This is a genomic window from Halorubrum sp. FL23 (assembly GCF_052439115.2).
GTDB lineage: Archaea > Halobacteriota > Halobacteria > Halobacteriales > Haloferacaceae > Halorubrum > Halorubrum persicum.
This window is the reverse complement of the sequence record NZ_JBQVRO020000018.1, coordinates 14,820-35,488: the sequence shown is the minus strand read 5'-3', so window position 1 is coordinate 35,488 and position 20,669 is coordinate 14,820. Positions and strand designations below refer to the sequence as shown.

Sequence of the window (20,669 nt, the reverse complement as noted above, 5' to 3'; positions counted from 1 at the left end):
GCCAGACCTCGCGTCATACGTGAATTCGTTTCCGGAAACGACACCCATACACTTTACTCAGAATCTGAGCTACTATTCAACAAAATAATATTTTGTCATGAATCCCCCTGATACCCCCTCCTCCCCGGTCACAGGCCTTGGAAAGCAAGCAGATGAGATCATCGACGAAGGGACAGAATGGATAGATCTCGTTGATGAGTTTGACACCGACCGATTTGAACGACGAGACAGATATCCAGATTGGCACACTGCCACACCGTTTCCACGGATGTTTCTCGCATACGTGTGGGCGAAAGCCGAAGATATCTCCTTGACGACGATCCCGGACCAACTTGAAGCAAATCCAGAGTTGGCCACTGCTATGGGTTTTGACCTCGATGATCTTCCCTCAGAAAGCACGTTCAAGCCAACGCGATTAGATGAAGGACGATTCGAGGAACTTCAGTCACCCGTTGAACGGGGAGTGAAAGAGATTCGAGCACTTGCAGCTGAACGGGGCGCACCGATCGGGAATGATCTTCTCAAAACAGCGGACGGCAAGGACAAACAGTCGCTGTCAAATCGAACCGTCCAACGCTTGCTTCGAAAGAAGGGCCACGAGGTGCTTGATGAGTTGAAATCAGTAGCTATCCCTTCAATCTCACTTCCTCGGCCGGATGACGCGATCTACGACGACGATGAGTTACTCGTCTTAGAAGCAGTCGCGTCGATCAAGCAGCAGGCGGCACACGGTTCGGGCCAGAAGCTGGGCGACATGAAAAATCCAGAGCCCGCCGTTGATGACCCGTTCTACGAGGATGGGCCATCTGGTGAGACGCTGTTGGAAGCGCTCAAGCAGATGTCCATTGAGGAGATCGCGACTGTGCTGAATTTCGCTCTCCGGAAGACCTACACACGCGCGAAGCCCCGAATTAGGGAGCTCGAACACGGGAACGGCTCACGGTTTGGGACTCGTGCGAAAGTCGCGCTAGATATGACGTACGTTGCTTACTATGGCGATCGTGACGAGATGGAATGGGTCCAAGGCGCACCAGAGGGAAAGGAGTACAGCTGGTGTCACAAGTTTGCGACGGTCGTGATCGTCGGCGAGAACACTCATTACGTCGTTGGGGTGTGTCCGCTCGGGAGTACGGATTACGCTGCGACAGATGCCTATCCCGGTAAGGATAGTTCCTACTACGTCGGGGATGTTGCACGGCGACTTCTCTCGATCGCCGAAGACTATGTCGACATCAGAATGGTGTATGCCGATCGTGAATTCCACGCTGTAGATGTCCTTCAGACGCTTATTAACAAGCGGTTGGATTACGTAATCCCTGCCAAGAAAGATCAACATCGGATTGGACCGATGTGTGACCAGTTTGACCAACTCAAGCGGGGATATCACGAATCGAACGACACCCCGCTGTATGTCAAGGAGGATTTCGTCATGCACGGTACAGTGAAGGGTGGCGTCTCAAATCACACGGTACATACGAACGTCGTCGTGTTACCCCCCGCAGAAGATGATGACGTCCATGAAGAGGGATCGCCACAGCCCTTCATTACGAGTCTCGACGCGAGTGACGAGGTCGCATTAGACCGGCGCTGGACGAAACAGCAGATCGAACAGTACAGTGACCGCGGAGCGATCGAGAACTCATACTCGTCGATCAAGAACGCAGCAGCGTGGACTACTTCGAAGGAGTTCGGAGTCCGGTGGTTCCATTTCGCCTTTGGGTGTGTGATCTACAATATGTGGCTGTTAGTCGATTTCCTCACACAGGAGCGCATTGGAGTCATCAAAACCCGGAAGAAGCCACGGATAACGCTCAGCCGGTTTCTTGATTGGCTGGACAGGGAGCTGATCACACTCATTTAGAGCTCGGTCTGGGGTAGCCCGTCGCGAGAGGCATCACTGGTTGCTGAGATATATTTCACCAGATAAGTTTAGATATTGTACTAATTCTGTTTGTTTGATGATTGTTAAAGAGTAATTGCGGCTGTTTCTATCGGGTATTGGCCCGAATAGCGTCGATCCCGTGAACGTTTTCACCGCCATTCGCAACTCCACCCTGGAAAAAATATATATCATTTACCAGTTTATCAGATCGCGTTTTGCCCACTCTGACCGGCATACAACCCCTAGGGTTGGCACCTTGAAGACTACCTTCTATAAGCCGAGACCGCCAGACTGTAGCGGGTTTGGAGTGGATCGGTTGTAGAAATGTTCGATTCTACCAATGGAATCGAACATTTTTAGACCGCTCCCAGAGAGGTACAGTCCACAGATGGGTGATGAGAAGCACTGGGTGAAGCCCGAACAAGTCGAGGCGATGCGCGACGCGGCTCGTGAGGGGCGTCACCCCCGGCGTGATGACGCGACTACCACCCTTCTCTACGATACTGGGCTCCGTCGCGACGAGCTCGCCCACGTGGACCGTGAGATGCTTGACCTCGACGATGGTCTGCTTCGGCTCCCGACGTCAGTCCAGAAGGACTACCCCAACGACAGCACCCCGCCGCCCGTGACCTTCGAGCTCGATCGGGACAATTCCCTGAAGACCATCACGACGCTTCGAGAGTTCCTCGAGGCTCGAGTCGACGACGATCCCGCTCTGGTACCCAGTCAGAAGGCCGGCCGGATGACCGGCAAGGGGATCAACGACGTCGTCCAGCGGTCCGCTCGTCGCGCTGGTGTCCGTCCCTACTGCTTCTCGGGGCGAGGCCGACCCGAGGACGTCTCCGCCCACACGCTCCGCCACAGCGTTGCCTGGCGGATGCTACGGATCGAGAATGGGAATACCTTGTACGATGTCCGGAACCGCCTTCGTCACTCGTCGATCCTCACGACCGAGCGCGAGTACGATCACTTCGAGACAGTGTAACCTGTCGGTTTAGATCTCATTTCACTACTGGTTTAGTTCGCCAGCAAAACGAAGACGAAAACTATTTAAGCTTTCAGACACTAATGTCTGTAAGACACTTGGGAGTCCGCTGGTGGATCAGTTGGATTCCTGGGTGTCGAAGCCCGTAGCGACGCACGAACCGTCGCATGGCTCTACGAGCCCAACGGTTGTAAGCCCAGGTATACGAGTGACAACTTTCTCAATTCTAAATTATGTCGTATGACATAGAGAAAGCCCGGAGAACCGAAAGGTCTGACGACCCAGACGTTCTCCGAACTCTCGGTACCCTGTGTCTACTGATGGCGCTGAGCGTCGGCGTCATCTTGATTTCAGGGATAGCACTGACGCTACTCAATGTGGCGTCAGTGTGCGGTGCCATAGGCCTTGTTCTACATGTCTGTGGCGTTCCGCTGACTCCGTAACCGACGGAGAATACTGAGACACAGGGGGCGTGGAGGCTTATCGGCAATTAGGACGGCACCCACGCTCGGTGTATAGAGAAAATGAAGAAGCGGGAGTCCGCTGGTGGATCAGTACAACACCATGTAACCACCCGCTGTATAAAAATTTAGTGTTTTATGCGGTCGACAAACGGAGAAGTAGCTGATTCTACCAAGTCAGTTCATCTACCGGGAGTGTATTATTGGGGACTGCGATCCACTGGTACACACCGTAGAATTCTCCTAGCTAGGTTGTGGCCGTTACCGCAATAGTGGCACTCCTTACGGAGTCGTAGTCTTCATGCGATAAGTAGCGTCAGAACTCTCGCTCGCTCGAAGACTTTCGGGTGCCGATAGGTAGTTTTTCGAGGTGGTCACGTACCGACTGAGCTAGGTTCACTTCGACCTCATCGGCGTTTTGGTGCTCATGAGAGAACGCATGTGTCTCGGTTCACCACAACTCCGACTGTCTTATTTTTTGGTGCGCTGTTGCTGTTGAGCGCATCGAGATACCGGTCAACGTCGAAGTCGTCACCGATGTCGTTCTCGTACGTCTCGGACTATTCGTCTTCCGCTGCGTCAAATTCGTCGGTATTGGGTTTCACTCATAGTTTTAATCTTAAGCTTAATCTTAGGAGTGCGTCTCGATTGTCTCGTTAATGATCTCGACGCCGGCGCCGGCGGTGAACTGTTGGGCGCTAGCGTGGTAGGTGTGGTAGCACTCCTAGCACACCGCGCGTGGGCCTCTTCGGCGTCATCGAGCGCCGCCGTAAACTGATTGGCCATGACAGGTTCGTAGCTAAGGTTAGGACTAATCTTAAGATTAAGTAGATATGTGTCGTACGCTATGAGTGTAGCTAGATTTAGTCACAGCCTTTCTCACCTTTCATCGTCTCTACTCGTTGACAGTTATAACCAACAGGAGGATGCTACGTACCAGTGTGTAGGTTAAGACTCTATCCGCTGGATCTTGTCTTCTTAGTCGCGAATGTTGGTGTTTGACACCAACAGAAAGTTTTATTTTATGTTGACCCATCACACCAACATAGGTAGCATAGATGGGATCAACGATCATCTACGAAGACGAGGATACGTTTGATGACGGCTCCCGGTACGAGATGATCGCGACCGACGTCCCAAAAAGCGACGACTACCCCGAAGGGATCAAATATCGGTTTCAGTACATGGCCGAAGACGGTCGAACCCTCCTGCGGTTCGACAACTTTCCGGACCACCCCAGAGTCGATCGCCACCACTACCACACGCCTGATGGCGTCTACGACGACATTGAGTACACCGGCCTCAAAGCTCACGTTCAGAAGTTCCACACCGAGATGGACGACCGCCGTAAGAGGTGACCCACCATGCCCGACGAACCCAACACTAACACGCCCGACAACACCGACGATGTCAACAGCACCGACTCCAGCGATGAGGAGATCGTGATGGATGATGTCGAAGCCGAAGCGGGCTTCCTCGAGGATCGCGATCCTGAAGATTACCCCTCGGTACTCCGGATCACGTCCGACTCCGAACAAGCACACCGCCAAGACGCGTTTGACCGGCTGGACCGCTGGGAAGCCGGCGAAGAGGTGCCACACGTCATCAACTTCCAAAATCCGAGCGACCTCCGGGCGCTCCTGACCGATCGTCGTGTCGAGCTCCTCCGGAGCATCATGGCCGAACGCCCGGACAGCATCCGCCAACTGGCCGAGCGTCTCGACCGCGACGTCAAGACCGTCCACGACGACCTCCAGGTGCTCGCCGAGTACGATATCGTCCACTTTGAGCAAGCCGGCCGGGCAAAGCGTGCCTTCGTGCCCTACGACACCATCGAGGTCAATCTCGAAATATCGACACCACACCCGGCCGACGACGCTGCCCCTGCCTGACTACACCACTTTTCACTGCTCCCGACGCACTGACTTGTTCTAGCCAAGTCTCAAGGATATACTTTCACCTACCCATCAGGGTCCACCACTCACTACTATACATCGTGCCGATTCCTTTCTTTGGACGATTTCGGAGATTCAACGCTGGTTCGGAGCCAGAGATCCCGAATAGTCTCCTTCAGAATTCTCGTTCGATCTCGAGCTTCCGCATCGCCCGCTCGAAGACCTTCGGGTGGCGGTGAGCCAGCTTCTCCAAATGATCCCGAATTGACTGGGCTGGGTTCACCTCGACTTCATCGGCGTTCTGAAGTTCGTGGTAGAACGCGTGTGTCTCGGTCGTCACCGCGACTCCGACTGTCTTATCCTTCGGAGCACTATCGCTGTTCAGCGCGTCGAAATACTGTTCGACATCAAAGTTGTTCCCAGTGTCGCCCTCGTTCGTCTCGCTCTGTTCGTCTTCCGCTGCGTCGAATGCGTCCGTCATCGGGTTGTCACTCATGGTTTTAATCTTAAGCTTAAGCTTAGGCGTACGTCTCAATTGTCTCGTCAGTGATCTCAACTCCGTCGCCGGCAGCGAACTGCTGGGCACCAGCACGGTAGGCGTGGTAGCACTCCTGGCGAACCGAGCGCGGCGTCCCATCCGAGCGCTCGACGATCGCCCGGATCGCCGAGGCCGTGTACGGATCAGAGAGATACCCCTCAGTGTACTCCTCGTCGCGGGCCCACGCCAGCCACCGAGCGATCAGCTCCTCAGTCTCGGCGAACTCGAAGCGTTCGAGCGACCGGTCCTTGGCGACCAGCCGCGACGACAACGTCTCCCGCAGCTCGTCGAGTCGGTCCCCTGCCTCGGGTGTCCCGAACAGGAAGAGGATAAACGCAGGTCCAGTTTCGCCGAGATCGCCGATACTCTGGAGCCCGGCGAGCAGCTGCTCGAAGGTACGCGTGTTCCGCGCCGCATCCTCGAGCTGGTCCACCTGGACGATACACGTGAGATCGGCCGCCTCCAACTGCTCGGCGACGTCCTCGACGACCTGTCGGACCTCGTCGGTCGCCCGCGGGTAGGTCTCGGGGATGTCCAACGCATCGTACGCATCGAGTTCATCGAGCAGCCGCGTGTAAAGCCGGCGTGTGGTGATGCTCTCGACCTCGCGGATGCGGGCGATAGCGAACTCGTCGCTACGTGGGCCCTCGCTCAGCGCGTCGTACACGAGCTCTCGGAAGTGGGTCTTCCCAGCGCCGCGCTTGTCGGTCACCGAGACGTGTCCCGCGCGGGTGAGGATGTGCGAGGCAACCTCCTGGAGAAGGTCATCGTTGACTCGTACGGCGACCCGCGTATCGGGGAGTGACTCCGCCGCGAACGGTGTGCGACCCTCGACGAGACCAAGTTGCTCGGCATACCGAGTGTGGGCCTCTTCAGCCTCATCGAGTGCCGCCGTGAATTGATCAGCCATGATACGGTTATGGCTAAGGATATCCCTAACCTTAAGATTAAGTCAGACGCTCATTGAGGGAGGCCCAAATTGTCTTTATGTGGAGTACAATCGATAGACTGTCGAGCGTTCAGTTGAGTGGCCTATCAGCACTGCCGGTCGATCCACTGACACCACTTCTCGAAGTCCTCCGCTCCGGGTCTGTAATCGAGATAGATCTAGACAATTTCTTTCAGCTAGGGGTATTTAGGCCTGTCATGATAGTTTCGTTTGGGTTGGGCGTGAGCCAGTTGATACAGTCGGCGTCGCTCTACCATCCTTCACCAACCGCCGCGATAAGATTATCGTAGACACCGAACTTGTAGATGCCTTCGAGGTACGGCTGGCGTACATCCCGTTCGAAATCCTGATACTTATCTTCGATATATATGCGGTCCTCGGTATCTCCTCCTTTATTCGAGTCACCACGAATTGCCTGCTTGCGAACAGCATCCGGGATGGTGCCATCGTGTAGGTCACTGCTACCTGGGTCATGGGCGCTCGAGAACGTGTGGCGGCCCTGATGCCAGACCATCTTCTGTGACATCTCCAAGCCCTTTGCCCAGTGAATCGATCGCCAGTGGACGGCCGAGCAGTTCCGGCAGCGATACCGACGGCCGGTTTCTTCGCCATCTTCCAAGTTCTGTTCGACGATTTTGTCACTGCCACAGGTGGGGCACTCCGACAGTGACTCCTGATCGGACCAACGCTGAATGCTATCGATATGACTATCCTCGTCCCACAGACGTGCCCTGATCGCGTCCTTCTGGATCCGACTTGGGTCTCTAGAACCCGTTGCGAGCAACGGGTGGACGTCGAGCTGATAGGTTGGTGGCCGGACCAACAGCCACTCGATAAGTGCTGTTTTCAACTCCGAATCGACCGGCAACACGGACCCGGTTTTCTGCTTACGCTTGTTACCACATTCTCGCACTTCTCCATCGCCTTCCCAGCCAGCGATGCTCTCGTTCGGCACCTCGGTGCCTTCGTTGAACTTGCCGTATATGAGGATTGTGTCGGTTCGGTCGCGCACCCGTTCGTCAAGAACAATATTATGATTATCAATAATCTCCCAGAAGATGGGATGATCGATGTGTAGACACCGCAGGTCAATGTTGAGTCCCTCTCCTTTCCGCACACCCTCTTTGAACGCCAGCAGCCATGATACTCGGCCGAACGGTGTATCCAGCCAATTAAGGAACTTCTTGAGGCGGTTGAATGGGATGTAGGGACGGCCTGACTCAAGTTCATCTTCGTACTCATCGCGGTAATACGAGAGCGGGTCTTTGACTGGATTCCCAGCGTAGGCTTTCTCCTTGTCCAGCGTCCGATAGAAAGCACTCAAATGCTGTAGATGGTTCTCGATACTCCCCCAGCCGAGCGACGGGTTGGGGATGAGCTCGTCATCTCGATAGAATTCAAAATCCCGCTCGACGGCATCTCTGACACCGCGAACCGGTACATCTGCCTTGGGGGCCAGCTCTTCAAGCAAGTACTCTTCGAACTCTCGCACCGCTCGCACGCGAAATCTGGCGTCTCTCCCTGTCACGTCGTCGTAGACCTTTTCCTCGTATTGTTCGATTGGTTCGCGCCGCCAATCTCGCTGTGGCTCTTTACGCCGTTCTTCGCAGGAACGCGTCTGGACACGGTCGAGGTCGCGGTCTCTGTCGTCAGTCATCGATGTAGGCCTCCGCGTCGGTGGTAATCGTAATATCACCCCGCTCGTTGAGCACATCAAGAGCGTCCTTGATCCGCGCTATCTGTTCTTCTTCGGTCCCGAATACAGCTTCCTTAACGGCCTCTGGGCTCATAGCACGGCGGGAATCTGCTGCGAGTGCGTCGAGGATCTCATCTTCTATGTCGTCGAGGGATGTCGTCATGCCTTTATCCAAATGCTCAGTCCCATCCTCGGCGACAGTCGCAAGGAAGTCTCGGTCGAGTTGCCCTGACGCCTGCATCACTCGCCGCCCAATATGGATGTTTTTTCGCACGTACTCGGCTCGACTCATCCCGAGCTGGTTAGCCTCTTCATCGACCCTGTCGACCTCCTCATCTGGGAGGGGAGATGTAGATAAATCTCTATCTGACATCATCACCGATAATATGGGAGGAATAATAATAGTATTGGTAAAATCAGTTACTCAGTCCGGTCTAAAAAGTATATTTTATACCATTTATATACCTTGAATGACTTAATCAAACCTTTTTCTACGATCTAAAACAGATTTAGTCAATCGAGATATGGGAGAATATGGGTGAAAAACCCTCAAGAAGGTTTTATTACGTTCTAATTGGTTGAATATCACAAGCAGATGAATGTACCTACCCCCGAACGAGAGGTCAACATTGACAATCCTCGCGAACAGGACCACGTCATTCAGATGGATGCTCGAGGTCGCGTGACTATCCCAGCGTCGGTGCGCCATCGCTACGGCATCGACGAGAAAGAGGGTGACTGGTGGGTCGAGCTAACTATCCACAAGCTAGAGAAACGCCAGGAAGACGACGGAGGTGACAGCTAAGCCTGTAGCTTCGTGTGGTAAGTCAGAAGCAAATAATGGGCTGTCTTGGAACAGTACTTTCGCCCCACCCGCCCGAAGTATAACTCATAGAGTCTCTGATTTTGAGGAGAGGGAGCATAGGTGAGTCGGTTTCAACAACCAGACCAGCTCTAAAGCGGTGTCACACGCTCCCTCCCCCCGAAGTGGCCCGTGAACTCGTGAGAATGACACCAGATGACCCAGAGACGGTTCGTGGCAGCTGCTCATTCTGCGGCGAGACAGTTACCGATCGACACGCAATCATCCACTATGAAACGGCTGACGGAGAACCGGACGTGTGGGCCGAATGTCCAAGCTGTGGCGAGATCGTTGACCCCACCAATGCTCAGTAAACAGTTCATCCAGCAGATCGTCAGACTCAGGCCGCTATCGACAACGCACCACGAGTGCCGCCACTGTGGATACAGCGTGGGGGAAGACGTCGAGGAGTGTCCACAGTGTGGCTCTCACGAGATTGCGGCCTACGACCTGGGGTAATTGCTGAAAGGCTCACAGTTGGTGGAGAAACCCAATACCTTATGTATCATCCAAACGCTAATGCGGCTCTAATTGTTACATAAGGTATGGAGCAGCCGTCACCACCCACCTCGCTCCCAAAATATCTCGCGGAGGGACTCCCGAAACAGGATACAGAGACGCTCCAAGAGGCACACAGCTACGTCGAGGCGCTCATTGAGTATCGCGACCAGTCGGTCGATACCAACGAGCTTCCCGAAACCGCCGAGCCCGTCGACGAACCCGACAATGCGGAGAGCGGAACCGTCGTCAAAGAGAAGGTCACCTGTGGCGATGACAGTTGTAAGTGCGCCAGCGGGGATCCCGCAGATATGCACGGCCCGTATCTCTATCGGTACTATCGTGAGAATGGGACGATGAAATCAGAGTACGTCGGGAAACCAGGAAGTGAGTAAGCGTGAATCGAGCAGGTTAGAATCTCAACGACGCCGGCCCTACAGGCGGTCGGTGATAAATCGACGTTAGAGCGCCCGTGAGTCGTGTGCGACGATGCTGGCAAACGCGACGTTCTCTTGGACTTGGTCGATCTCGACCGTCGGCGCATCACCTGGTTGTCCGCCGGGGACGATCACGACGTAGCCGCGTTCAACCTTCGCGATACCGTCGCCTTGATCACCAGTCGTCTCGATCATCACGTCGCGGACCTCATCTTCATCGACAGGCGGACCGTCCGACGTCGGAGTCGTTTCTTGAGCAGCCGATTGGGGTTGCTCTTGCTGGGCCTTCTGGCCTGTCGAAGATTCTGACGCCAGGAGCGCGACGCGGTACGTTTCGTTGGCAGCGAGCGTGTCATGTTCGATTTCACTCGCCGGAATATCGACGACATATGACCCATCACGTTCTTCGAGTTGAGCACTGAATACAGAGCGAAGCGAATCAGGAATCTCGATCATCAACTATCACGAGCATACGCTACCCAAAGCACCTAAATCTCGCGTTTTACGGTCCTCTGAGATGGTAATCTAGTGTGTGCTGAAGAGAACGCGCGTATCTCGAACAGAAGCTCCTCTGAAAACTAGCAGGTCGGATCGGTCAATACAGGTGAACAACTTAGCGCGGGAGATCGTGACTCATCCGCCAACTGGTATGTGGCCCGTGTAACATACAGAGAATTAATATAGCACAGGAACACGCTACAGTGGTACAATAAGGAGCCAGTATCCCGCGTGAGCCATGATCGGCACAACCAGATTTTTCGTCCGTTCGTAGCTAGCAGCCACAAGAAGGCCAAGGATGGTCGTGAGTAACAGCGAAACAAGCCCCCCTGAAAGGAACGAATGCATTCCACCGAACAGGAGTCCGCCGACCAACACCCGGCCAAGTGACCCCATTGTTCGCCCAAGGGTATCGTGGATTACTCCTCTGTACAGGAGTTCCTCCATCGGGGCCATGATAAGAAACATCACCACCAGCCCCGGAATGATAAGTTCCGGCTGCTCTAGAAATGCGCGCCACTTCACTGTCCCACCACTATGCCCGCCGTGGCTCAGACCGATCATCGACAGTAACGGGCTCACCGCCCGCACTGTCAGTTCGTACGCAACCGGTGTGAGGCCGATCCATGCGAGCCCTTCAGTTGAGGGTGTCTGAACCCGATCTAACGGGTTGTAGTCGTCGCGCCACCAGATGTATCCAGCGGCGACAAGCCCGAACCCCGGCTGGATAAGATATGAATTAAGCAATTCTCCGAAGGCGGGCCATACAGCGCCGATGCCAGCATACAGCGGGTTGATAACGAAGAGCGACGCAAACCCGGCAACAACGCCCAGTCCTGCCAGTATCAACGCACCAGCTACGCTTCGAGATAGCTCCCGTATCCCCGAACGAGGGCGGACGACATCCGTTTGAGTTCCCATGGGAATTTGCTGGTGGGTCTAACGATTAAAACGAAACAGAGCGTCTCAGCACATGAAACATCGACCTACTCCAAGAGGGATAATGCGGCGGACACATCCATGTTAGTCTGTCTTTGCCGCTTAATTCTCGCAGTCATAGCCCGGGATCGTGACCGATTCGCGCCTTACATCTTACACCGTGCGCCGAACATCGTCTCAAACTGGTAGGATTCTCAGCGGTCAATTCGCACGCTCAATCTACTGGCTAGTTCATCGAGAATAAGACGAAATAAACGTGGTAAACGTTGGTGAGCGATTTAGGAGGAACAGCATGTGGCGCAACAATCTCGTGAGGTATATGATAGCGAGGACAAGGTGCCGAGCCTCCACAAATCATCGGTGACAGGCGCTAAAATTCCTCCAGAGTTCAGCTGATAGACTTCCAAGTAGTCGCTTCTTGAAGACTCAGCTGACGCGGGCGTCTCCCCATTATCTCAGTCTCGCGTTCAACCAGAGCGCCACCAGCGACAGTGGCGTCCTCTCGATAGCACGCTCTCGCAGTCACTGCCCACAGCGCTGGCAGCACCTCATCGAGTAACGGCCACGGCTCTGTAAGTTCCAGCAAGACGTCGCCAGCGAAGCCGACTTCCTCTGATGAGACTGGTCCATCTGGGCCATGATGATCCCGAGCTGTCCGTAACGCTCCAGCCGCAGCGTGGACGTCGTTGCTAACAGTCGGATCGCTCACCCAGTGTGGGTAGATATCCCGGTACCGTTCAGGCAGTTTTCCGTCGCCGCGGTCCGTCTCTTCAAACGACAGCTGGAGTCGATAACCAGCATCTGTCATCGCGACGATCCCAGCATCGACGAGGTCGGGAAGGTGGTCACGAAGCGAGCGAGCCGACACACCAGCTCTCTCCGCGAGTGCTGACTGCGTCAGGAATTCTTCAGCGCCGGCGAGTGCCACGAGCGCCTTTCGCGGCGTCGACGACGCATCCCGGAGAACCTGTTCTGGTGACAGGGCTGCGATGATACGCCGGAGCTCGACAGACCGGATGTGTCGCGTCTCGGCTTCCGGCTCCAAGCCTCGGGCGACGCCGTTCGCGATAGCCAGTGGCGACCGACACAACCCGTGAAGCACCGATACTGCCTCTGGAGTCGTGAGGAGATTCTTCGCCTCGAGCGCTTCCTCAAGCAGATCCCGGTACTGGGCTCGGCTCGTCGACGTCTGAACAGGGACACGGACGCCGATCTCGGGGGCGTCATCCCGGATGTCTTTCGGCGAGACGTTGGATCGAAGCTTCTCAGCAAACACTTCTTGGCGGTCGCCGTAATCGGCAAACAGACACCACGAGCCGATGAGTTCACCGAACGGCTCTGCGGCGTTGACATCAACGTCCATCGACCACCGAAGCACCTCGTCACGGTCCTCGAACAGTTGCCGGAACACCGACGCCATCCCGTACTTCGACCCGATCGCCGAGTTGATCCCGACAAACTTCGCGATAGCGGAGAGCTTCTCGTCGGCAAAATCGCTCTTGAACCGGGGCATCTGACCGATGCGGAGGACATCAACACCGGCGAAATCCAGTAATCGGGTCATCACACCGATCACGCCGAGTGACTCGGTGAGAATCTTCGTCCGGAAGGCTGTCCGAGAGTTATACTCGCGGTACTCGCCGTGAGTCATGTCCCGAGTCATTTCGCAGATCTCCTCGAGAACAGCTTGTATCCGGTCGCCGAACTCATTGACATCGTCGACGAGTTCGTCTTCCTCAGCGATCCACCCGAGGCACGCACTATTTTGGAGAACCCCAGGTGCCTCTTGGAGGAGCCGCCGGAACTCACTATTCTCGTCAAGCCGCTCGTCAGTTAGCAGATTGTCCCAAACAAACGCGTCACCCAACGAGCGAGCAGTACAGACTGCCCACTGCATCGGATTGTCGACCTCGGCGGCCACAGCAAGGCGATTCTCGTCCCAGTCCATGTAGCGGCGGGGAGCCGCTCGATCGTCCCACTCAGAGACAGCCGCATCAACAGTTGCAACACCTTTCTCCGGGGTCGCTGCAGCAGCGGCTTGGTACGTAGAGCGAGGAAGCGGCTGGATGGTGTGGAGTGCTGGGAGGCGGTCGCGGCTCCAGCCGGTCCCCCCCTCACGTGTGTGCGCGGGTCTAGACTCCAAATTGTCGGCGGATTTTCCGGTCCGACTCACAAAATTCTGAAGGGCTTGCTGTCGCGTTCCAGATCGGCCGATTTCGTCGAGGAAACGCACGCCAGCCGGTCGAATTGCGACTTTGCTCCCGTCGCTGGTCGCGATGCGATCGGTCACGAGTTCGTGTTTGCGAAGCTGGCGCAGGTGGTACGCGACGTTGTTCCGGGACTGGTCAGGGTCATCGTACGGAGCAGCCTCATAGAGCGCCTCGTAGCTAGCTGTCTGCCCGGCTTCCGCACCAATACGGGCGAGGGTTGCGACAACCTCGCCGTCCGTCTCAAGCGCCTCACACGCGGCCGCAACGTGGTCGTCGACAGTTCCGTGAGCGCGCTGGCCTGTATCGCATTGTGAACTCACATCGAACGCTGCCACGTCCGGGACGTTCCCATCCAGTTCGTCGACGTCGATTTCCGGATCATAACTCCAAGCGAAGCGCCGCATCCAGATGGACGACTCAAACACGACCCGGACATCCACACCGTGGCCAAGCCAACTGAGCAGCTGGACCATCCGCCGGCGTTGGTCAGCATGGCCGATCTCCCGGAATGACTCATCGATCCGCACGGTGAGTGTCGGCGTATGGTCCGCGGCTGCGAGCAACGGCTTCACAACCCGACGAACATCCGCAAGCTCACCAGGGAACCCGATACCAAGCGGGCCGAACTCTGCGCTCCCAAAGCTCTGGAGCAGTTCGAGCGCCTGTTGGTGCTGCTCGGACTCGACCTCCTTACACAAGCTCAACAGCGTCGACGCAACGATCGACCCGTTCAGGCTCTCCGCGTCTGGAAGGGCCTCTCGGTCGACTGTCCCGAGCTGATCGTCGATAATCGATTCAAGCCTCTGCCACGCGGCCCCGTCAGCGACACCACCGACGAGTTCGCGCACGGCGAGCGCAATATCGGCTTCGAGGACCCCAACAAGACGCTGCCAGAGTTCACCCGGCCGACTCTCTTTATCGAGGCGGACTGTCCCAGACGACACAGCTGGGTACTGCTGAACCATCCAGAGACCCGCGTCCTCATCACAGCGGAGATCTCCAAGCTGACGAGAGCTGTGATCGGGTTTGTCGGATGTTTCTCCTTGTTCTGTGTCGAGGTGCTGGTCGTCTGAGAAGGCCCCGGTAAGCACTTGGACGCCGAGGGGGTGGTCGACGAGGTCGCGGTCCCACTCGTCTTCAAGATCGGCGTAGCGGCCCACCTCGTCGAACTCAGCGCTGGCGTTGCGAGTGGTCGCGAGAAGCGCCGACCGTTGCTCAACAGCATTCTCCCACGTGTCTGCTCTCGCTCGACGTCGCAATTGGCTATCTGAATGCTGACTCCCACACCGGGGACACTCACGAGCGGTAGAAGCTTCACTACTGACGGCGTCCTCGATGATCCAGTGTTGGCTACAGTTGGAACAGCCAACGACAGCGAAGCGACTCACGCCGCTGGCACACCTCCATGAGCCGGGTGGTCCTGCATAGTGCGCTCTCCGCGCACGTGCTCGACGCTACGGCCGAAATCGGATAATCGGCCGTCTCAGAGACAGCAGGTGGAATTATCGGCGAAAGCCGGAGATGACTCTCACCACCGCAATAATTAAGACCACTTCGGAAGTAATGAGGAATAGGAACTGATTCCTCGGACAGGTGCCATCCTGTCCCTTCCCAAGCGACCCCTGCTGCCAACAGGGGAACTTCCCCCCTTTCTAAACATCGCCTAGCCGTGCATACTGCGATGTTGCGCCGGCCTCCGTCTTAATACTCACGCCGAGCGTCAGACATACATACAATTATTGTTACTTCGTCTCGGTGTCCGTATTCGGGTGATTTACGCCCCTCTAAAGCGGGTGAATGGCAACTAGGGTGGGTTCCATGTCGGAGCCCTCTACGAATTCATCTGATCAGAGTCCACGCACTCGGATACAGCTGTGGGCTCTGTAAGCAGCCTCAAGCATTTAGCATCCGACTATCTCAGTACGAATATGTCGTTTCGGGTCAGCTGGCACAATCTCCTTGAGAGGTTAGATGACCTTCCGGAAGGAGCCACGTTCCGAACACCACTCTCGAACGATCGGTTTCAGATCACTGGCGTCCAGGAACACCGTGTCATCATCAGATTTGCCGACAGCGGTGAGTCGAGACCTCTCCAGCAAGACCAGTTCGAGACACTGTATCGGCAGGTTACTGACTCTAAGGACGGCTTTGAGCTTGACCGACTCCCACCAGATGCCGACCCGTATCCGACAGTATTGAGTCTTCATCCACGATTCGAGGTGAACGACGATCAGGGCGTGATCATCGAAACAGAGGGGCCAACCACCTCGCTGCTACTCGATGAAAACGCATCTCCTGACTCAGATCCCGACGAGCGAACAGAGCCCGATATTGATGTCTACGCGGATGCGCTCTTGCTCGTCGACGCGCTGGAACGCCACGAGGTTACAACGCTCGAAGATGTGGAGACAGGGGTACTCATCGACCTGTATACCCTGCTCTCGGATGTCCAACGGGATGCCGACGACCTCCGCAAGGAGATTGCTGACACGCTCTTAGACCGGCTTCATCACGATCGGCCCGTCTCGGGCTCGTACGGGTCCGTCCAGCGGACTGCTCGGACGAATCGCTCGCTCAAAGACGACGACAAGGTTCTCGAAACGCTCGAAGCAGCCGGGATTGACCGCGACCGGGTGCTGAGTGTTGATCGCGGGAAGGTTGACGATGCACTTGAGGTGACTGATGTCGCTGAAAGCGACGTCTACGAAACTGAAGAAACCGAGTACGTCCGGAAAGCCGAGGTGGATGAGGATCGCAAGAAAACACGGCTCCAAGGGCTGAAAGACCAGCTTGCGGCGAGTGAGGCTGATAACGCTGACCAGCTTCGTGACGAAGTCGAAGAGCTCGAATCGCGTATCGAGGAGCTAACTGAGTTCAAGTCTGGACAGTCGTATCACACGCGCTCGAGTGCCGACCGGTGAGTCACTCCGGCGACGTGACAAAGAGAATGGACAGGCCACGGCCGGCGTCGACTACGACGCGAGTGCTCCAGAATTATTGATTATCGCTAGCCCGTTGTCTTATGTAACATCTGCCTTCGTCCACCACTGGTTTGATACATAAGGAATTGATACCGAGCCGCAGCGTGGACGAGATCGATAAACGCCTGTTGCGGGTCTGTCGTGCCACCAGGTGGCCGGAATTAGCGCAATAATCACGACCACTCCTGTGAATTTAGTGCGCTAGAATATATTTTGAGAATCAATAGACTGAAACCGTAAATAAGCATTTAGACGCGCTCATACTCTTTCTCTCACAAAATAGAGTCTGTCTCTCACCAGATTGCTACGGTGCCCGACCAAACTCTGTATCGTAATCTTTCAACCACTCGACTTGCTCATCGCTTAACCCAAGCAGCGGCCCGAGCACGTCATCCGCGCGATCCGCCATCGGCTTCAACAACTCTCCTTGCGAGATATTACGTCCATCAAACTGTGCCTCCATTTCCTCCCACATATCCTCCGCAATAGCATCGATTTCCTCCTCATGAGCCTCCAACGCATCGTGCGTCGGGAACGGGAACGCCTCAATCGGCCCCCAATTCAAGTCACGCTGATTGCCGTATGTCATCCAGTAGTGGTAGAACATGGATGATTGTAAGAGGACGAACCCAGCCTTCCGTTCAAGCTCGTTATCATAGTACATCGGCTCAAAATCCTGCGGTGAACTCTCACCATAGGCAGGATAAATGTCTTCCATGAAGGGATTCATCCAATAAAGTGGATGGCGCTGCCTGTACACCACATGGTCTGTTGTGCCACTGTTCCTTGAAATAACATCATCGAAAACGCGCGTTGTTTCATCTCTCAACGTCGATAGAACCTCGCGAGATTTCTCTGAACCGACCTTCGGGTATGCATCGTTGTTTTCCTCATCCCCGATACGATCCCCGAGAACTAGCCCTTCTATCGATTCATATTCAATATCCTCAAACGCCGCTTTCCGGTCCTCAGAGTAGAACAAAATGAATGCGCTCGATTTGAGGCCGTGAGGTTCTGTGCTGTGGCTTTTTTTCCCGGTTGTGATCGCACATCGTGGGTTCGCTCCAGCAAAAATAGTGGACGGTCGGTGACCGAAGCAAGACACTCGCGCATCTACGAGATACTTTCTGATCACCGAACGTGCATCGCTAAAGTTCCCGGTATAGAGTATCCCCATCGCATGAATATTTCCGAAATATCCTCGGTCACGGAGTAATTGAAGTTGCCGTTCAACGAACTGAGCCGAGACTTCGCTACCAACACCACTCGTTTCGTACTCTTCAACCAATATCTTCTCTGAATCGTTGAGTATCGGTCCGTATGGAGGGTTCCCAACGATCACGTCGAAGCCCATCTCATACTCACGATCGTCCTGACCAAGCCGAGCTTCTGGGAACTCCGCAATCCAATGGAACGTGTGTCCCTCGATGTTATCGAGATCCGATGTTACAGGGCGGCGGGACACCTTATTGAAGTAGTACTCAGACCCATCGAGTAACTCCTCAAGCGTCTCGACAATCGCCTCCGCCGCACTCGTTTTGTTGTTAATTTCGTTGTCCAGTTTCGGGTTCTGTAGCTCATCGATACGGTCACCAATCGATAGCTTCGCGCTCTTGTGCTGATGGTGGACACTGAACCCCGAATCGGTCAGTACATCCATTTCCTCGGACGTGAACTCATCATGATCTTCACGTTTTACCGACACCGTCTCGACGTACTGTTGAAACTCGTGAAAATCGATCGCTGACACCACATCTTGTAGCTCCTCCCCCGTCCGAATCTCATCGTTAACGGTGTACGTGAGCCGATCGATGTATTCCTTGTTCAGTTCTTCCCGGAGGTCCTCCCGTTGATCCTCAATATCTTCTTTGTCTCCTTCAGACTCCTCTTTGTAGTCTTCACGGGACTCCAAAATCTCGTCAATCTCATCGCTATACACCGACAACGGCCGAACCCCTGACGAATTCACGGTTGGCAACCCGAACAACGAATTACCTTCCAGTATGTTCACGTCGATATTCGGGAGTTTACCATACTCTTCCTCCCATTCGTTCCCTTCGAGAATCTTCAGCCACGTACGTAACTTCGCGATCTCGGTTGCAACAGGGTCAACGTCCACCCCGTAAATCGAGTGTAGCGCAATATCGCACTTCTGCTCAAACTTCTTTTTTTGCGGGGCATCCGCACCACCATGTCGCCCGCGATAAATCGACTGTACAACTTGGTGTAATTGTTCGATAGCTGCGGTTAGGAAGTGCCCAGACCCACACGCAGGATCGAGAACCGTGATGTCAAACACTGCTTCTTCGGCCTTCTGTAACCCCTCCGTGTTCCCGTACCAACCTTCACCGTCCTCAATACGCGCGAGGATCTGTTGTAGCGTCAGCTCTTCAGCATTCCTACGGAACGTAGACACAACCTCATCATCCAGCGTGTCTGCGAACGACTCTACAATTACATCCTTCGCACGCCCATCGATAGCTTGCGAATTAATCAAGTGCGTAACGTCGTTCGGTGTGTAGTACGCACCGGTCTCCTTCTGCCGATCTTCAGACTCACTAATGTGATTGATCGTCATCTCGAAGACACTGCCGAGAATCGCTGGATCAATCTCGAAATTCAAATCATGGTTACCTTCGATGACCTTGTCAATCACCAGAATCATCGATGGATTGCCAACGTCATATTGTCCCTCGTTATCTAGGTTCTGCCGGAACAACCCACCATTCAGGTATGGTACATCATCGTACCAGCCCCCTGTCAAATCACGCGTGTCGCGTGGTTCATTGAACAACTCGTAGAAGATCGGCTTGATGGTGCTCTCGTACAACGAGACCGGGATGTCCTCATTGTAATCATCAACGCGATCGTGTAGGAACCCATCCGGGAGCGCACCACGCTCTTCCAGAAACCGAATGAACAACAGACGGTTGACGAGCATAGCTGCGAACACGTCTTTGTCTTTCCTCGACGCTCCCTCAGGCACCTCAATATCGTTCCGCAGACACGTCTCGAAGTTGTGATCGTCACTCTCCCCAAACAACACCTCAATATAAACCTCGTAGAAATCATCGACATCTTTCTGACGCCGATCACGGAAATTGGTAGGTGCGGTCTTCGTGAGTAGCGGAACTAGATGTTCTGGTTGGAACGTTAGAGCAAACGCTTCCAGTTCACTCTCAACGTCCGTATCGGAGTCAGGAAGCCCCTGCTGAGTGATGATGTTTTCGTCGCGAGCTAGCTGTCGTAGAGCATCACGGAAGCTATGTCGTCGAACAACTTCATGCTCGAAGAAGTCGCCTCCGCGCTCCGTGCGGTACACCACCCAGTCAAGACCATCGGTTGCAATGCCATCGTTGGCGAACGAGATATTGGAGAGATAGTCGCTTACAAGGTCATTTTCTGCATCCTTTATCTTGTTCAGGGATTTATTTTCTCCGACGACCTCGAGTGACTGCCCGTCTTGTTCCTCTTCAAGTTTGAAGTCTGGAGTTTTACGTTGTGAGGTGGGCCGGCCGGGTGCTTTGTGTAGGCCGACCGCATCAATTATTGGATTGATCAGAATATCTTCCGTCCACGTTTCAGGCTCTGCTCCGATGTCTCGTTGAGTAATTTCTCGGTCTCCGTTTAGGATGCGTTCGATATCGTGTGGATCATCGAATTCATCGTTAAGTTCCTCAAGGAAGTCGTCGAGGACACTCTTTATGGAGGCGACAGTGGTCACGTTATCTACTCGTCGAACGTATGGATAATTAGGCTTTTCATTAGCTGTATTGACCGTAACTGGGACAGAAACCATCACCTGATGGCCATTTATAGAACCTGCTTACCCAATATC

General features: G+C 54.7%; 15 protein-coding genes and 1 pseudogene. 7 read left to right on the top strand and 9 right to left on the bottom strand.

The annotated features are described in order from the left end of the window. Positions 1-97 precede the first annotated feature (97 nt). The 4 genes from ACT4MF_RS16290 to ACT4MF_RS16275 all read left to right on the top strand — a co-directional run bounded on the left by ACT4MF_RS16290 (position 98) and on the right by ACT4MF_RS16275 (position 5,220). Complete coding sequence (locus ACT4MF_RS16290; RefSeq protein ID WP_444683361.1) at positions 98-1,861, top strand: transposase; 1,764 nt, start codon at positions 98-100, stop codon at positions 1,859-1,861. A gap of 409 nt (positions 1,862-2,270) precedes the next feature. After that, positions 2,271-2,867 (top strand): tyrosine-type recombinase/integrase, encoded by a 597-nt coding sequence (locus ACT4MF_RS16285; RefSeq protein ID WP_444683362.1) that lies wholly within the window; start codon positions 2,271-2,273, stop codon positions 2,865-2,867. A 1,519-nt stretch (positions 2,868-4,386) separates the two neighbouring features. Next, on the top strand, positions 4,387-4,686 hold the full coding sequence (locus tag ACT4MF_RS16280) for a toxin-antitoxin system TumE family protein (RefSeq protein WP_444683363.1): 300 nt from the start codon (positions 4,387-4,389) through the stop codon (positions 4,684-4,686). Between the two features lie 6 nt (positions 4,687-4,692). Continuing rightward, positions 4,693-5,220, top strand: a complete 528-nt coding sequence (locus ACT4MF_RS16275; protein WP_444683364.1) for an HVO_A0114 family putative DNA-binding protein — start codon at positions 4,693-4,695, stop codon at positions 5,218-5,220. Positions 5,221-5,398: 178 nt separating this feature from the next. Here ACT4MF_RS16275 and ACT4MF_RS16270 read toward each other — a convergent pair whose 3' ends face one another. The 4 genes from ACT4MF_RS16270 to ACT4MF_RS16255 all read right to left on the bottom strand — a co-directional run bounded on the left by ACT4MF_RS16270 (position 5,399) and on the right by ACT4MF_RS16255 (position 8,779). Beyond that, positions 5,399-5,704, bottom strand: a complete 306-nt coding sequence (locus tag ACT4MF_RS16270; RefSeq protein ID WP_444683365.1) for a hypothetical protein — start codon at positions 5,702-5,704, stop codon at positions 5,399-5,401. A 37-nt stretch (positions 5,705-5,741) separates the two neighbouring features. Continuing rightward, positions 5,742-6,671, bottom strand: coding sequence for a hypothetical protein (locus ACT4MF_RS16265; protein WP_444683366.1), 930 nt, complete (start codon positions 6,669-6,671; stop codon positions 5,742-5,744). Positions 6,672-6,960: 289 nt separating this feature from the next. Next, a complete protein-coding gene (locus ACT4MF_RS16260) occupies positions 6,961-8,367 on the bottom strand; it encodes a hypothetical protein (RefSeq protein WP_444683367.1) in 1,407 nt (468 codons plus the stop codon). Next, on the bottom strand, positions 8,360-8,779 hold the full coding sequence (locus ACT4MF_RS16255) for a hypothetical protein (protein ID WP_444683368.1): 420 nt from the start codon (positions 8,777-8,779) through the stop codon (positions 8,360-8,362). Before ACT4MF_RS16255 ends, ACT4MF_RS16260 begins: the two co-directional genes overlap by 8 nt. A 635-nt stretch (positions 8,780-9,414) precedes the next feature. Here ACT4MF_RS16255 and ACT4MF_RS16250 point away from each other — a divergent pair. Continuing rightward, a complete protein-coding gene (locus ACT4MF_RS16250) occupies positions 9,415-9,582 on the top strand; it encodes a DUF7837 family putative zinc-binding protein (RefSeq protein ID WP_444683369.1) in 168 nt (55 codons plus the stop codon). Between the two features lie 231 nt (positions 9,583-9,813). Next, entirely contained in the window at positions 9,814-10,161 is a 348-nt protein-coding gene (locus ACT4MF_RS16245) for a DUF6788 family protein (protein ID WP_444683370.1), read from the top strand. Positions 10,162-10,227: 66 nt separating this feature from the next. Here the strand turns inward: ACT4MF_RS16245 and ACT4MF_RS16240 are convergent, their stop codons facing one another. The 4 genes and pseudogenes from ACT4MF_RS16240 to ACT4MF_RS16225 form a co-directional block, all read right to left on the bottom strand. Continuing rightward, complete coding sequence (locus ACT4MF_RS16240) at positions 10,228-10,659, bottom strand: TRAM domain-containing protein (RefSeq protein ID WP_444683371.1); 432 nt, start codon at positions 10,657-10,659, stop codon at positions 10,228-10,230. A gap of 240 nt (positions 10,660-10,899) precedes the next feature. Beyond that, positions 10,900-11,622, bottom strand: coding sequence for a CPBP family intramembrane glutamic endopeptidase (locus ACT4MF_RS16235; protein ID WP_444683372.1), 723 nt, complete (start codon positions 11,620-11,622; stop codon positions 10,900-10,902). 406 nt (positions 11,623-12,028) lie between these two features. After that, entirely contained in the window at positions 12,029-15,010 is a 2,982-nt protein-coding gene (locus ACT4MF_RS16230) for an ArsR family transcriptional regulator (RefSeq protein ID WP_444683387.1), read from the bottom strand. Between the two features lie 93 nt (positions 15,011-15,103). Then, positions 15,104-15,238 (bottom strand): annotated as a pseudogene (locus ACT4MF_RS16225) (DUF5817 domain-containing protein); the annotation flags it as partial. A gap of 540 nt (positions 15,239-15,778) precedes the next feature. On the opposite strand from ACT4MF_RS16225, the gene ACT4MF_RS16220 reads away from it, so the two are divergent. Continuing rightward, the gene (locus ACT4MF_RS16220; RefSeq protein WP_444683373.1) at positions 15,779-16,771 is read left to right on the top strand and encodes a DUF7983 family protein; all 993 of its coding nucleotides are present in this window, start codon (positions 15,779-15,781) and stop codon (positions 16,769-16,771) included. A gap of 364 nt (positions 16,772-17,135) precedes the next feature. Here ACT4MF_RS16220 and ACT4MF_RS16215 read toward each other — a convergent pair whose 3' ends face one another. Continuing rightward, a complete protein-coding gene (locus ACT4MF_RS16215) occupies positions 17,136-20,555 on the bottom strand; it encodes an Eco57I restriction-modification methylase domain-containing protein (protein ID WP_444683374.1) in 3,420 nt (1,139 codons plus the stop codon). Between the last annotated feature and the right edge of the window lie 114 nt (positions 20,556-20,669).

What these genes read in the sequence shown, in the direction of transcription:
- ACT4MF_RS16290 (WP_444683361.1), top strand. Translation starts at nt 98, where the DNA reads ATGAATCCCCCTGATACCCCCTCCTCCCCGGTCACAGGCCTTGGAAAG.
- ACT4MF_RS16285 (WP_444683362.1), top strand. Translation starts at nt 2,271, where the DNA reads ATGGGTGATGAGAAGCACTGGGTGAAGCCCGAACAAGTCGAGGCGATG.
- ACT4MF_RS16280 (WP_444683363.1), top strand. Translation starts at nt 4,387, where the DNA reads ATGGGATCAACGATCATCTACGAAGACGAGGATACGTTTGATGACGGC.
- ACT4MF_RS16275 (WP_444683364.1), top strand. Translation starts at nt 4,693, where the DNA reads ATGCCCGACGAACCCAACACTAACACGCCCGACAACACCGACGATGTC.
- ACT4MF_RS16270 (WP_444683365.1), bottom strand. Translation starts at nt 5,704, where the DNA reads ATGACGGACGCATTCGACGCAGCGGAAGACGAACAGAGCGAGACGAAC.
- ACT4MF_RS16265 (WP_444683366.1), bottom strand. Translation starts at nt 6,671, where the DNA reads ATGGCTGATCAATTCACGGCGGCACTCGATGAGGCTGAAGAGGCCCAC.
- ACT4MF_RS16260 (WP_444683367.1), bottom strand. Translation starts at nt 8,367, where the DNA reads ATGACTGACGACAGAGACCGCGACCTCGACCGTGTCCAGACGCGTTCC.
- ACT4MF_RS16255 (WP_444683368.1), bottom strand. Translation starts at nt 8,779, where the DNA reads ATGTCAGATAGAGATTTATCTACATCTCCCCTCCCAGATGAGGAGGTC.
- ACT4MF_RS16250 (WP_444683369.1), top strand. Translation starts at nt 9,415, where the DNA reads ATGACACCAGATGACCCAGAGACGGTTCGTGGCAGCTGCTCATTCTGC.
- ACT4MF_RS16245 (WP_444683370.1), top strand. Translation starts at nt 9,814, where the DNA reads ATGGAGCAGCCGTCACCACCCACCTCGCTCCCAAAATATCTCGCGGAG.
- ACT4MF_RS16240 (WP_444683371.1), bottom strand. Translation starts at nt 10,659, where the DNA reads ATGATCGAGATTCCTGATTCGCTTCGCTCTGTATTCAGTGCTCAACTC.
- ACT4MF_RS16235 (WP_444683372.1), bottom strand. Translation starts at nt 11,622, where the DNA reads ATGGGAACTCAAACGGATGTCGTCCGCCCTCGTTCGGGGATACGGGAG.
- ACT4MF_RS16220 (WP_444683373.1), top strand. Translation starts at nt 15,779, where the DNA reads ATGTCGTTTCGGGTCAGCTGGCACAATCTCCTTGAGAGGTTAGATGAC.